The sequence below is a fragment of the Achromobacter xylosoxidans genome (genome assembly GCF_001457475.1).
GTDB lineage: Bacteria > Pseudomonadota > Gammaproteobacteria > Burkholderiales > Burkholderiaceae_B > Achromobacter > Achromobacter xylosoxidans.
In genome coordinates this window covers 4,180,331-4,192,505 of record NZ_LN831029.1, presented here as the reverse complement: position 1 = coordinate 4,192,505, position 12,175 = coordinate 4,180,331, and the positions used below count along the sequence as shown (strand labels likewise).

Sequence of the window (12,175 nt, the reverse complement as noted above, 5' to 3'; positions counted from 1 at the left end):
AGCAATTTCAACTATGGAGCCATCATGGCAAAGAAGCTCTGGTACACGATCACTGCAAAGGCGCAGGCCGAAAAGCCGGTGGTCGAAATCCGAATCTACGACGAAATCAGCTTCTGGGGGACAACTGCCGAGGCCTTCGTGGCAGAGTTGGACGCGGCGGCGGCCGGCGGCGCCGATATCGTGGTGTCGCTCAACAGCCCTGGGGGCGACGTCTTCGACGCGCTCGCGATCTATAACGCGCTGCGGCGCTATGCCGGCCGGGTGACGACTCGGGTTGACGGATTCGCGGCATCGGCGGCGTCCCTGATCGCAATGGCGGGCGATCAGCTGATCATGCCGGAGAACGCTCAACTGATGATCCACAACGCCTGGACCATCGCTGGCGGAACGGCCGAGGACCTGCGCTCGACCGCGGACATGATGGATCGGGTCCGCGACGGCGTTGTCGCAGCCTATTCGCGCAAGAGCGGGCAGGACGCCGACAAGATCGTGGAAATGATGGACGCGACCACGTGGATGTCGGCGTTGGAGGCGCAGGCCCTGGGATTCTGCGATCTTATCGAAGATCCTGTGCGCCTCCAGATGTCTTCCGATCTGGCCGCTGAGGTGCTCCGAAAGCATAAGAATCTGCCGGCGGAGGTGTCCGCGATGCTGGATGCGCTCGAGGCCGAGTCGCCCTGCGACCCCGCTCCGCCGCCTGCCACGACGACGGATGCGCCGCCGCTGGCGCCCGCCGCCGAGCCTCAAGCCAATGCGGCCCAGGCCACGGCCCTTGTCGGCCACGTATACGCCGCCTGCCGGACTGCCGGTGTGGCCCATCTCGCGGAGGGCGTACTACTTTCCTGCGGCCTCGCAAGCAAAGAGGGGGCGGACGAGCGAATCGTCCAGGCGGCCGAGATCGCCGGCGTCTGCCTGGCCGCCAAGATGGCCGACAAAGCACCCGAATTTGTCGCGGCAGGTCTTTCGGTGGACCAGGCCCGGGCAAGGCTGTTCGACGCTCTGGCCTCGGCTTCCGAGCAAACCGTCGACAACAGGCAGCGGCCGGACGCTAACCCGGCCAGGGCGGCCCCGGCGCTTTCGGTCACCAACTTCTACGAGGCTCGTGCTGCGGCACGCCGCCGCGCGTCCTAAGCAGCACTCAACCACCCTGGAGAACGTATGAACATCCTGCACGAAAAAGCCCGTACCGCCGAATTCCTCTTGTCCGAGGGCGCCGGCGAGATCTCCCGCGAGAAAATCATCTTGGCCGCCACGGCGACCGGCTACCCGTCCGGCCAGGTGCTGGGGCAGATCACTGCCACCAAGCAATACGCGGCGTATAACCCCGCCGGCGCCGATGGCACGGAAAAGGCCGCTGCGGTGCTGTACGGCGCGGCGGACATCTCGACGGACCTCCAGCCGGCGACTGCCATCGTCCGCCTCGCGGAAGTCGCGGCAGCGTCCCTGACCGGCCTGGACGCCGAAGCCCGCGCCGATTTCGCCCCGACCTTCCTGATCGTCCGCGACTAATTCGCGCCGTCGGAACCCCGTTCAAGGACCAAAGTATGGCCCGCTTAGGCGGGCCATCGTCATTTTCAGGAGCCTCCAACATGGCACACATCGATATCTTCCGCGACAACGCGTTCTCCCTGGCGTCCCTGACGGCCGCCCTCAACGTCCAGCCCGAAGGCCAGGCCGTGCCCTCCACTCTGGACAGCATGTTCGACGAGGACGGCGTTTCGACGCTGACGGTCTCGATCGAGCGCGAAAATGGCAAGCTCGCCCTGGTGCCGGACTCTCCCCGCGGCTCGCCTGGCCAGACCACCGAGAAGGACCGCCGCGACCTGATCCCGTTCAACACGCTGCACCTGCCGCTGCGTGACACGATCTATGCCGACGAGATCCAGGGCGTGCGCGCGTTCGGCACCGAGAGCGAGCTGGAGGTGATGCAGGGCATCGTCAACAAGCGCACCGTGAAGCTGCGCTCGAGGATCAACGCTACGCTCGCCTACCATCGCCTGGGTGCTGTCACCGGCAAGATCTTCGATGCCGACGGCCAGCGCGTGCTGCTCGATCTGTACGACCGATTCGGCTACACGCAGAAGACGGTGAACCTGGCGCTGGGTACAGCCACCACCAAGGTGCGTCAGAAGGTGCTCGACGCCAAGCGCCAGGCCGAAGACGCGCTCGCCGGCGCCGTCCAGATCAAGGGCTGGCTCGGCATTATGGGGCGCGCCCTGTACGACGCGTTTACCGGCCACGATTCCGTCGAGAAGGCGTTCGACCGCTGGAAGGACGGCGAATTCCTGCGCGCCGACATGCGCAAGGGCTTCATCTTCGAAGACGTCGAGTGGAAGGAGTACTACGGCAAAGTCGGTGCCGTGACCTTCCTCGATCCGAACGAGGGCTACCTGGTGCCGATCGTCACCGAAGATCTGTTCCAGACCCGCTTCGCGCCGGCCAACCACATCGACGTTGTCAACACCCCGGGCCTGCCGTTCTATGCCTCGCAGGAGATTCTCCAGCACGGCATGGGCGTCGACCTGAAGGTGCAGTCCAACCCGCTGACGATCAACACGCGGCCGAACGCCGTCATCCGGCTGAAGGCGTCGTAAGCACCATGTGGGACAACGCGATCTTTGATGAAGCGTTCGACCAGGCCGGGATGCGCGAGCTTGCCAGCCTGGACGGCGTTGTCCCCGCCGTCGATTTCATGGTCCGGTTTGACCGGCCCGATGTGATCGACGAGGCGAATTTGGTCCACTCCACCGATTACGAGATCGAATTCACGACGGCGTCGGCCCCCGGCTTGAAGTACCACACCCGCCTATGGATTGGGGGGAAGCTCTACCGAGTTCGGCAGGAACCCACCGTGCGTGGGGATGGGTACTGGACCCGCGCTTTGTTGGAGCTTTTGCCATGACCTCGCTGGCGCAACGTTACGTGGAGGACCTTCGCTTGGCCCTCGCGGGGGCGTCCGGAGACTTTCCGGCAGCTGTTGAGAATTCCCCCATGCGCGCGATCTCGCGCGAGGACCCGAAGGTCGTCTCGGTGCAGTTGGGGGCCGAGTCGATCCAGGAGCTGTTGTCGCCGCGTGTCACTCGAGTTCGTGAAATCCATCTGATCGTTCATACATGCGGCGACGATCACCTCCAATTGGCCGAGGAGGTGTTCGAAGCAGCGCAGCCGATCGTGATGGGGTATTCCGGGCCCAACATGGTGTCGATCGTAGAGTTCGGCACGGACGAGCCCAAGTACGCCAATGGCGATCTTCGTCGGCAGGTGGTCACCAAGCGCTACCGCATCACCTATCAGACCGATGAGCATTCGCTGGGCGCGTAACGCCCCAGCACTCGAAGGAGAACAGTATGTCCGCAATGAAAGCGGCCGGCGCGCCGGAGACCGATGCCGATACCGAGACAGTCGGCACCCCTTCCGCAGCGATCAGCCCGGCTGCGGCGGCGCCTGACAAGTTCCACGGACAGGGCGGCAGCTACGTGCGCGATCCCACCACGGGCGAGCGCGTGCTTGTCGAGCGGACGTCGCCGTGTGACTGCGGTGGCGCCAGCTGATCACTTGAATTCAGATACTTACGGAGCCAATAATGGCCAAATCCATCCGAAAGACGCTGTTGCTGGCTAAGATCCAGACGGCGGAAGGGGTCGACCCGGTTCCCACCGGGGCCGCCAACGCGATCCTGCTGCGCAACGTGACCGCCACGCCCCTGTCGGCCGAATTCGTCGAACGCGCGCTGCTGCGGCCCTACATGGGCAACGCGGGTCAAGTGGCGACCACCCAGTACGCCCAGATTGAAGGCGAGGTCGAGCTGGCCGGGTCGGGTACGGCTGGTAAGGCGCCGGCTTGGGGGCCGCTGCTGCGCGCTTGTGGCTTCGCCGAGACGGTCACGACCGGAACGGACGTGCGCTACCTGCCGGTGTCCGAAAATTTCGAGCGCATCGCGCTGCACTATTACCTGGACGGTGTCTTCCACAAGATCCTGGATGCGCGCGGCACGGTGTCTTTCGACCTGACCGCCAAGGGCATCCCGTTCATGCGCTTTCGTTTTATGGGCGTCTATCTGCCCATCACTGACGGCACCAACCCCACCGACGTGGATTACAGCGCTTTCCAAATCCCGAAGGGGGTCAACAAGGCCAACACGCCGGCCTGGTCCCTGGGCAGCTATTCCGGTTGCTTGCAGTCGCTGACCTTCGATATCGCCAACCAGCTGGTCTGGCGTTCGCTGATCGGCTGCGAAGGGGCCGAGATCACCGACCGCCAGCCGACCGGCAAGATTTCCCTCGAGCTGCCGCGCATCGCCCAGCTGGATTGGCCGGCGATCGTGCTGTCCGGCGAAGGTAAGGCGCTGGCGATTCAGCATGGCACGGCTGCTGGCAACATCGTCGAGATCAAGGCACCCACCGCGCAGCTGACCAACCCGGCCTATTCGGACCAGGACAACGTGGCAATGCTCGGCCTGGACATGAATGTGAACCCGGGACCGGACGGCAACGACGAACTGGAAATCATCGTTCGCTAACCCGCCTCGCGGTCGAGCCCTCCAACTATCTGCGCCCGGCCCGACCGGGCGCTTTCTATTCCGGAGCTTTCCATGGCTTTTGTGGTTACCAAGCGCGCCCTTGCGGCGTGCGATATCAAGGTTGTCGTCCACGGCGAAAGCGGCGCACCTGTCGAAATCGACTTCATTGCGCAATACAAGCGCAGCCCGCTGGATCAGATCAACGCGCTGCACGACGCGATGACCAATGCCTACCGTGAGCGCGTCGGTCAGCCGCTGCTGCCTGTGGCCAAAGGCCAGAAGGCGCCCGAAAAGTGGGAGTACGCCTCGGACGTCGAGTTCATCAAGGACAGGATGACCGGCTGGCTGGGTGTGCGCGACGGCCAGGGTGACGCCGTGCCGTTCTCGGTCAAGGCGCTGGACCAGGTCCTCAAGGATTGGCCTGAACTGGTCGCGCCGCTGTTCCAAGGCTTCTGGCGGGCCCATCAGCAGGTGCGGGAAAAAAACTCCTAGAGGCCGCGCGGTACTGGGCGATGGGCGGTCGGCGCGCACAAGCCGCGTTCGACCCCGATGACGCAGTGCTGGCGGCCTTGGCTTTGGCTGGTGCGCCTGCGGACGTTCTGGACGCGGCAGGAGCCAGGGCGGCCGACGAGCCCTTCGAGGTGTTCGAGGAGAACTGGGAGACGGTCAGGGCATTTCTGGAGCTTGAAACATGCTGGACTTGGGTGGCCCCCGCAATGGGGCCTCCACTGCGTACTGGCATTTCGGCGACCGAGATTCGCGCAACGCTGGAGGTCCTAATGCCTCCGGGGGCGGACCTGAGGGAGGCGTTTTTGGATATCCGCGCGATGGAGCGCGCCGCCTTGGAGGTCTTTTTGGGGCAGGCGTAGGCCGGAAATTTGAACTTTCAGCGGCAGAATTCAATGAATGACAAGGTTCTAGGCGTCACGCTGACCGCGAACGAAGCTGACCTTCTACGCGGATTTTCGGCGTCCGGTGCCGCGACGGCGGAATTTGCCGCCACGGCCGAGGCCAATTTGGGCCGAGCGAGCGCGGCCTCTGCGCGGATGGGCGCATCCGCGGGGCAGATGGGCCAAGCCGTTAACGCCTCTGCGGCGGGTAGCCAGGCGTTCGTGCAGACGTCTGATAGGTTCGTCCAGGGCCTCGAGCGCCAGGTACAGGCGATTGGCAAGACGAGGTCCGAATTGCTCGAGCTGCAGGCGGCCGAGCTTGGCGTATCCGCCCGTGCTGCCCCCTTGATTGCCAAGCTGCGCGAACAGGAAGTTGCGTTGGGCTCGTCCGGCCGCGCGCTGGATAGGTACGGCAATAGCGCCGCACAGACCGCAGCCGCCATGCGGGGTGTACCGGCGCAGCTGACCGACATCGTGGTGTCCTTGCAGGGTGGGCAACAGCCCATGACCGTCCTGCTGCAGCAGGGCGGCCAGCTAAAGGACATGTTCGGCGGCGTTGTGCCGGCCGCGAAGGCGCTGGGAAGCACGCTTCTTGGGCTGATCAACCCTTATACCCTGGCCGCTGGCGCGGCTGTGGCCTTCGGTATAGCCGCCTATCAGGGAAGCGAGGACGCCTCACGCCTGAATCGGACTATTCAGCTGACGGGCAACTATGCGGGGGTAACGGCGGAGAAGATCCGCAGTATGGCCGCCGCCGCAGCTGGTGAGAATGGAAGCCGCGGCAGGGCGCAGCAGGCAGTCGAGGCGCTGGTCGCGACGGGGCAGATTTCGGCCGACACCATCCAGATGATGTCAAGCTCGATGGTTGCCTTCCAAAAGGCATCGGGCCAGGCCATGGACGAAATCTCCAAGGATTTCGCCAAGATGCCCGAAGGGGTGACGAAGTGGGCAGAGGAGCATAACCGCTCGCTCAACTTCATGAGCCTGGCTCAGTGGGACTACATCCGTACGCTGGAGGAGACAGGCAACCGCGAAGGTGCCATGCAGGAGACCTCGCGGGCCCTGCACGACTATCTGGGCACTGAAGCGCCGGAAAAACTGGGCGTGCTCGAACGTGCGTGGCGGGACGTGAAGGGCGCCGTCGACGGCGCCTGGGAGTCAATGAAGCGGGTGGGGCAGGAGCAGGACCCGCTGGAAGCGCGTATCGCCACGCTGCGCGAGAACATTGCGCTGATGCGCCAGCGTGATGCAGGGCCGGCCGGATTGAATGAGGCTGGCCGTGCGCGCGTGAGAAATGCCGAGGGTGCCCTGGGCGACGCGCTGGATCAGAAGGGCCTGGCGGATGCCGTTGCGCAGGTCAAGGGGCTCAATGCCGCGGCGAACGCGGCGGCTATCGAGGCGGCCAAGAGCCTGGATGCTTACGACAAGCAAACCAACAAGGTTCGGCAGCTGACCGAGGCGCTGGAGAAAAACGCGCGCCTGGAGGCGGCCATTCGTGCCGTCAATCCCGAGGATGACCGGATATCGTCCAAAGCCATCCGGGAACGCGAAGCAGAGACCCGCAAGAAGTTCCAGGACAAGGACGCCGTCAGCGCCGGGCAGAATTCACTGTCTGGCCAGCTGGCAGCGATGCAAGCCCAGGCGCGCCTGCGTGAGGAGGCCTTGCGCGCTGAAACGGCCGCGCTGGAAGGCCAAAGGGCGGCCGGCCTGTTGTCCGAAGAGGCATTCATTCGGCGACGGGCGGCGGCCCAACGGGCAGCCCTCAGCGACGAGCTGGACATCGCCCGCAAACAAGCGGATATCGCCGGCGGCAAGAAGCAGATTGCCGAACGCGAGCGCTACGCCGGCCGGGTGCAGGAACTCGAGGCCCAGATCGCGAGGTCGCAGCAGCAAGAAGCGACCGACATCGAGAAGTACCAGGCCAAGATCCGGGGTGCCCTACGCGCTACGCAGCTCGATATCGCCAATTACAGCGAAACCCGCGCTCTACAGGAAAGCCGGCAGAACAACGCGCTGACCCTGGGCAGCAACGATCGAGCGCTGGTGGATGCTATCAACCAAGCGCAAGACAGGTTTCGGCGGATCCGCGACGGCTTCACCGACAAGATGCTGCGCGAAGGCGGCGGCGGTGCGCTGGAGTCTGATCAATATCTGCAGGGCATTGCTCAGATCGACGCCGCAATGCAGGCACAGATCGAGCGCGAGCGCGGCTACATGGAGGAACGGGTAGCGCTTCAAGGCGATTGGAAGAACGGAGCCATTCGCGCGCTGAACGACTGGTCTGACGCGTCTGCCAACGTCATGGCGCAATCGCAGCAGGTGTTTTCCAGTCTGTTTCAGGGCATGTCGGACGCTGTGGCCTCCTTCGTGGTCAGTGGCAAGGCGAATTTCGCAGATTTTGCGAAGAGTGTCCTTTCTGACTTGGCACGCATCGCGGCGCGTCAGGCGACGATGGGGATTTTCACCAGCGTCGTCGGCTCCTTGTTCGGTGCTGCATCTGGAGCTGCAGCCGGGACTGAAGCGGCAGCAAGTCAAGTCCAGGCGTCGGGTGGTGACGGAATCGGATCGCTGATCGCGTCGAATGGCTGGACCGCCAACGCCAAGGGCAATGTCTACGAGTCGCCGAGTCTCTCGGCTTTTTCGAATGGCGTCTTCCATACGCCCCAGGTGTTCCAGTTCGCGAAAGGAGCCGGGGTGTTCGCCGAGGCGGGTCCCGAAGCCATCATGCCCTTGCGGCGAGGTCCGGACGGACGTCTCGGGGTGCAGGCCCTAGGCATGGCGCAGCCCTCGCAAGCAGCGGCTCCCGTGCAGGTCAACATCTATATGCAACAGGACGGAACCAGCAGGACGGAAGCACCCCAGGGGCTGGAGCAATTCGGGCGTGAACTGGGCGAATTCGTCGATTCGCGGTGCCAGGTTCTTATCGCGAAGTCTTACCGCCCAGGCGGGGCGTCTTGGAACGAGCGCTATGGAAGGAAGGGGCAATGAGCAATTTGGAGGTTTTTCAGTGGAGTCCCAGGCGAAATCCGCAGGCGGAAGTGAAGTTCAGGGTTCTCCGGGCCCAGTTTGGCGACGGCTATGAACAGGTCGTCGGGGATGGAATAAACAATCGCACCGAGTCTTGGCCGCTGTCGTTCTTTGGCAGCGAGTCAGAAATCCGGCCGATCAAGGATTTTCTCGATCGCCACGGCGCCTCGCGGGCCTTCCTGTGGACCGCGCCGCTGGGAACCCAAACATCGTACCGCGCCGGCGACTATCAATTGGTGGCGATGGGAGGCGGTTGGTACACGATCTCGGTGACATTCACACAGCGGCATGTGCCGTAGAGACTATGCAAGAACTTGAACAAATCCCCATTGGCCAGCAGGACAATGATGGCACGGGTGACCCGTTGCGCAACGGAATGGCCAAAGTCAACGCCAACTTCACCAAGGTGCAGGCCGGCGTCGACGCGGTGGAGTTGACCGCGGCGAACGCGGCACAGACTGCCACCGAAGCCAAGACCACGGCCGACGCCGCGATTCCCGCCGCCCAGAAGGGCATGGCCGGGGGCGTGGCGCCTCTGGACGCCTCCGGCAAGGTGCCGGCCACGCACCTGCCGGAACTGGCGGACTATATCCCGGTGGAAGAGAAGGGAGCCGCCGAGGGCGTGGCGCCGCTGGACGCTGGCACAAAAGTGCCAGTGGCGAACCTGCCTGTGGGAACGGCGGGCGGTGTGGCGCCCCTGGGGGCGGATGGCAAGGTGCCGGCCGTCAACCTGCCCGCCGCCGAGGACTCCATCCCGCTGTCGCAGAAGGGGCAACCGGGGGGCGTGGCGTCGTTGGACACGGGTGGGAAGGTGCCCGCCGCCCAGCTGCCTCCGATCCCTACCGGCCCGCCGGTCGGTTCGGTGGCATGGTGGCCGCTGCGCTCGTCCATCCCGGCAGGGCAGATCCCCGCCGATGGGCAGACCATCAGCCGCGCCACCTTCCACGACCTTGCCGCCATGGTGGCGGCCGGCACGGTGCCGGTGGTGCCCGAAGCCGACTGGCTGGCCGATCCGCTCAAACGCGGCAGTTACACCACCGGCGATGGATCTTCCACTATCCGGGTGCCGGATTTCAATGGGAAGGCCGCTGGTTCTCTCGGAGCCCTTTTTCAGCGAGGTGACGGTGCAGTTGCCAACGGCATTATCACGAGGGACGCGATGCAGGGCCACTTTCACGCCGCAAGAAACCCGGGTGCGGCCTATGGCGGGGGTTCCTCAATTCAAGCTATCCAGTCGAACGCCGGAAGTTATGCGTTCGCCGATGGTGGTGTCGGGACGCCGACTTCGGACGGGACAAACGGCACGCCCAGGACTGCCGCTGAAACCCGTCCGATCAACGTATCTGGCGTTTGGACTATCCACGCGTTCGGCGCCGTCACCAACCCGGGGAGCGCTGACGCTGCGCAGCTGGCCAGCGACTATGCGGCGTTGAATTCCGCTTTCCAAACGCTGAATGGCCAACTCGCGTTCACCATTCTCTACCCCAACGGCGGTACGGCCGCCAACCCTGCTTCGGTTGCCGCGAATTCCACCTATGTTCTGACGCCGCCCGCGCCTTTCCTCGGGTTCAATCTGCTTTGCCGCGCCGAGCTGCTTTACACGGACGGATGGGCGGAAACAGGCTGGTACACCGATAGTTCCGGCGGTAACCGAGCCTTCGGAACCAGGGCGGGGCAACTTAGCAACGGCGCCATTCTTGTGCGGACCGGAGCTAGCGGCGTCGATCCATTGCCAAACCTAGCCGGAACGCCTACGCAGGGATCGCTTGTTTCCCCCAACAAATGCCGGGTTTTAGTCTGGAGGGTGAAGGGATGAAAATTTACGCCGAAATTGGCGAGAGCCACCAACGGGTAGGCGGAGATTGCCCGCCCGGTTGGATATTGATGGATGGCGAGCGGCCAGGCGATCATCACATTGCTGCGGAGGATGGAACTTGGGTCGAGCGGCCCGCGTTTCCACCACCTGTGTCGCGCTACCAGGGCCGCGAGGCAATGCGCCTCACGCCATATCCGAAGGAGGGGCGGCCGGACTGGACGCTGTTCGACGCCTTCGAAGAACTGCTGAACGATCCGGCCACGCCGGCGTACTACCGGCGTGCCTGGGACGAGTTGCAGGCGTTCGAATGGGGCAGCGCCATGCTGCACGCGGCGGCCGACGTACTTGGGCTTACGCTGGCCCAGCGCCTGGACCTGTTCGGCTTGGCGGCCACGTTGAAGGCATAGGGGGCAGAATGCGGATCTATGCAGATGTGCAAAAGCTTGAGGTCGGCGACCTGGTCGAACTCTACGAGCTGGACGCCACGCCGATCGGCGGGACGCTTCAGCGCTTCCATGGCTATACGCAGGTCGGCCCTATCTGGTGGCAGGGCAACCAGTACGACCCGTGGGCGATCACGGCGGAAGGCTTCGAGCAGGTGGGCGACGGCCAGCAGCCCACGCCCACGCTGTCTGTCGGAAATATCGGCGCGGACGCCGAGGGCAAGCCGATCGCCGGCGTCATTTCGTCGCTGTGCATCGCGCTGGATGACCTGGTGGGCGCCTGGGTGCGGGTGCGGCGCACACTGGGCAGCTATCTCGATGCCAAGAATTTCCCGGAAGGCAACCCCACGGCGAACCCCGCCGAAGAGTTGCCGGCCGAGGTCTGGATTGTGCAGCAGAAGACGGCAGAAACCGCCGAGGTGGTGGAATTCCAACTGTCGAGTGCGCTGGACTTCGACGGGCAGCAATTGCCCAGCCGGCCGATTCTCGCCGGCGTGTGTAGCTGGCTGCGCAAGGGCGGCTACCGCGGCCCGTATTGCGGCTACACCGGAAGCCGCATGTTTGACTTGGCCGGCAACCCGGTCACGGACCCGGCGCGCGATCGCTGCTCGGGCCTCATGTCCGACTGCAAGAAGCGATTCGGTGAATACGAGGTCATCAACTTCGGCGGGTTCCCCTCGGCCGACCTGATCAGGGGATAGACATGCGCAAGAAGACGATGGAGGCCATCCGCGCCCATGCGGTGGCCGAGTACCCGCGCGAGTGCTGCGGGCTGGTGGTGATGGCGGCGCGCAGGGAGGTGTATGTACCGTGCCGGAATACGGCGGCCAGCGCCGACCATTTCGTGCTGGCGGCCGACGACTACGCTGCGGCCGAAGACACAGGCCGGATCGTGGCAATCGTGCATTCGCATCCCGACGAGACGCCGGCGCCGAGCGAGGCGGACCGTGTGGCCTGCGAGGCTACGGGGCTTCCCTGGTTCATCGTGGCCGTGGCCAGGGATGACGACGGCGCCGTGGTGGCGGGCGAGGTGCGGGGCTTTACGCCGGTGGGCTTCCAGGCCCCGTTGCTGGGCCGTCAGTTCGCGCATGGCGTGCTGGACTGCTACAGCCTGGTGCGGGATTGGTACAAGCGCGAGCGCGGTATCGAGCTGCTGGACTTCCAGCGCGATGACGGCTGGTGGGAGCCAGGCCGCGAAGGCGACCTGTACATGGACCACTACGCCGAGGCGGGATTCCGGCCGCTGCAGGCTGGCGAGGACATGGCGCCAGGCGACGTGATCCTGATGCAGGTCCGATCCAACCGCGCCAACCACGCCGGCGTGTTCCTGGGCGCCGAAGGGCTTAAAGAGGCGCCGGGCCTGTTCTCGGTTCCGGACGCGATGCTGCACCACCTGTACGGGCGCCAGTCTGAGCGGGTGGTGTATGGCGGATATTGGCGCGAAGCAACGCGCCTGGTCCTGCGATATCAAGGGTGAAGC

At 64.5% G+C, this 12,175-nt stretch carries 15 protein-coding genes; all 15 read left to right on the top strand.

Features of this window, described 5'->3' with window-relative positions:
- The first annotated feature begins 24 nt into the window (after nt 1–24).
- The 15 genes from AT699_RS18855 (at nt 25) to AT699_RS18785 (ending at nt 12,172) form a co-directional block, all read left to right on the top strand.
- Entirely contained in the window at nt 25–1,131 is a 1,107-nt protein-coding gene (locus AT699_RS18855) for a head maturation protease, ClpP-related (RefSeq protein ID WP_024069471.1), read from the top strand.
- Nucleotides 1,132–1,158: 27 nt separating this feature from the next.
- Entirely contained in the window at nt 1,159–1,509 is a 351-nt protein-coding gene (locus tag AT699_RS18850; protein ID WP_024069470.1) for a head decoration protein, read from the top strand.
- Nucleotides 1,510–1,589: 80 nt separating this feature from the next.
- Nucleotides 1,590–2,594: a major capsid protein gene (locus AT699_RS18845; RefSeq protein WP_020928365.1), complete on the top strand. Its 1,005-nt coding sequence runs from the start codon at nt 1,590–1,592 to the stop codon at nt 2,592–2,594.
- A 5-nt stretch (nt 2,595–2,599) separates the two neighbouring features.
- Entirely contained in the window at nt 2,600–2,902 is a 303-nt protein-coding gene (locus tag AT699_RS18840; RefSeq protein ID WP_058207403.1) for a head-tail joining protein, read from the top strand.
- A complete protein-coding gene (locus AT699_RS18835) occupies nt 2,899–3,321 on the top strand; it encodes a hypothetical protein (RefSeq protein ID WP_058207402.1) in 423 nt (140 codons plus the stop codon). The genes AT699_RS18840 and AT699_RS18835 overlap by 4 nt, the downstream gene beginning before the upstream one ends.
- Nucleotides 3,322–3,347: 26 nt before the next feature.
- Complete coding sequence (locus tag AT699_RS18830) at nt 3,348–3,551, top strand: hypothetical protein (protein WP_058207401.1); 204 nt, start codon at nt 3,348–3,350, stop codon at nt 3,549–3,551.
- 32 nt (nt 3,552–3,583) lie between these two features.
- Entirely contained in the window at nt 3,584–4,519 is a 936-nt protein-coding gene (locus AT699_RS18825; RefSeq protein ID WP_058207400.1) for a phage tail tube protein, read from the top strand.
- A 72-nt stretch (nt 4,520–4,591) separates the two neighbouring features.
- Complete coding sequence (locus tag AT699_RS18820) at nt 4,592–5,011, top strand: hypothetical protein (protein ID WP_024069468.1); 420 nt, start codon at nt 4,592–4,594, stop codon at nt 5,009–5,011.
- A 65-nt stretch (nt 5,012–5,076) separates the two neighbouring features.
- Nucleotides 5,077–5,388: a DUF1799 domain-containing protein gene (locus tag AT699_RS18815; protein ID WP_158646890.1), complete on the top strand. Its 312-nt coding sequence runs from the start codon at nt 5,077–5,079 to the stop codon at nt 5,386–5,388.
- Nucleotides 5,389–5,421: 33 nt separating this feature from the next.
- Nucleotides 5,422–8,397: a phage tail tape measure protein gene (locus tag AT699_RS18810; RefSeq protein WP_058207398.1), complete on the top strand. Its 2,976-nt coding sequence runs from the start codon at nt 5,422–5,424 to the stop codon at nt 8,395–8,397.
- Entirely contained in the window at nt 8,394–8,735 is a 342-nt protein-coding gene (locus AT699_RS18805; protein ID WP_024069466.1) for a phage tail protein, read from the top strand. The genes AT699_RS18810 and AT699_RS18805 overlap by 4 nt, the downstream gene beginning before the upstream one ends.
- Nucleotides 8,736–8,740: 5 nt before the next feature.
- Nucleotides 8,741–10,252 carry a phage tail protein gene (locus AT699_RS18800; RefSeq protein WP_058207397.1) on the top strand — a complete coding sequence of 504 codons (1,512 nt, stop codon included), beginning with the start codon at nt 8,741–8,743 and terminating at the stop codon, nt 10,250–10,252.
- Between the two features lie 176 nt (nt 10,253–10,428).
- Nucleotides 10,429–10,659: a hypothetical protein gene (locus AT699_RS18795; protein WP_145964689.1), complete on the top strand. Its 231-nt coding sequence runs from the start codon at nt 10,429–10,431 to the stop codon at nt 10,657–10,659.
- A gap of 8 nt (nt 10,660–10,667) precedes the next feature.
- A complete protein-coding gene (locus AT699_RS18790; RefSeq protein WP_024069463.1) occupies nt 10,668–11,396 on the top strand; it encodes a phage minor tail protein L in 729 nt (242 codons plus the stop codon).
- A 2-nt stretch (nt 11,397–11,398) separates the two neighbouring features.
- Nucleotides 11,399–12,172, top strand: a complete 774-nt coding sequence (locus AT699_RS18785) for a C40 family peptidase (RefSeq protein WP_024069462.1) — start codon at nt 11,399–11,401, stop codon at nt 12,170–12,172.
- The last annotated feature ends 3 nt before the right edge of the window (nt 12,173–12,175 follow it).

Bases quoted from the DNA above. Each gene is read 5' to 3' on its own strand.
- AT699_RS18855 (WP_024069471.1), top strand. From the start codon at position 25: ATGGCAAAGAAGCTCTGGTACACGATCACTGCAAAGGCGCAGGCCGAA.
- AT699_RS18850 (WP_024069470.1), top strand. From the start codon at position 1,159: ATGAACATCCTGCACGAAAAAGCCCGTACCGCCGAATTCCTCTTGTCC.
- AT699_RS18845 (WP_020928365.1), top strand. From the start codon at position 1,590: ATGGCACACATCGATATCTTCCGCGACAACGCGTTCTCCCTGGCGTCC.
- AT699_RS18840 (WP_058207403.1), top strand. From the start codon at position 2,600: ATGTGGGACAACGCGATCTTTGATGAAGCGTTCGACCAGGCCGGGATG.
- AT699_RS18835 (WP_058207402.1), top strand. From the start codon at position 2,899: ATGACCTCGCTGGCGCAACGTTACGTGGAGGACCTTCGCTTGGCCCTC.
- AT699_RS18830 (WP_058207401.1), top strand. From the start codon at position 3,348: ATGTCCGCAATGAAAGCGGCCGGCGCGCCGGAGACCGATGCCGATACC.
- AT699_RS18825 (WP_058207400.1), top strand. From the start codon at position 3,584: ATGGCCAAATCCATCCGAAAGACGCTGTTGCTGGCTAAGATCCAGACG.
- AT699_RS18820 (WP_024069468.1), top strand. From the start codon at position 4,592: ATGGCTTTTGTGGTTACCAAGCGCGCCCTTGCGGCGTGCGATATCAAG.
- AT699_RS18810 (WP_058207398.1), top strand. From the start codon at position 5,422: ATGAATGACAAGGTTCTAGGCGTCACGCTGACCGCGAACGAAGCTGAC.
- AT699_RS18805 (WP_024069466.1), top strand. From the start codon at position 8,394: ATGAGCAATTTGGAGGTTTTTCAGTGGAGTCCCAGGCGAAATCCGCAG.
- AT699_RS18800 (WP_058207397.1), top strand. From the start codon at position 8,741: ATGCAAGAACTTGAACAAATCCCCATTGGCCAGCAGGACAATGATGGC.
- AT699_RS18795 (WP_145964689.1), top strand. From the start codon at position 10,429: ATGCGCCTCACGCCATATCCGAAGGAGGGGCGGCCGGACTGGACGCTG.
- AT699_RS18790 (WP_024069463.1), top strand. From the start codon at position 10,668: ATGCGGATCTATGCAGATGTGCAAAAGCTTGAGGTCGGCGACCTGGTC.
- AT699_RS18785 (WP_024069462.1), top strand. From the start codon at position 11,399: ATGCGCAAGAAGACGATGGAGGCCATCCGCGCCCATGCGGTGGCCGAG.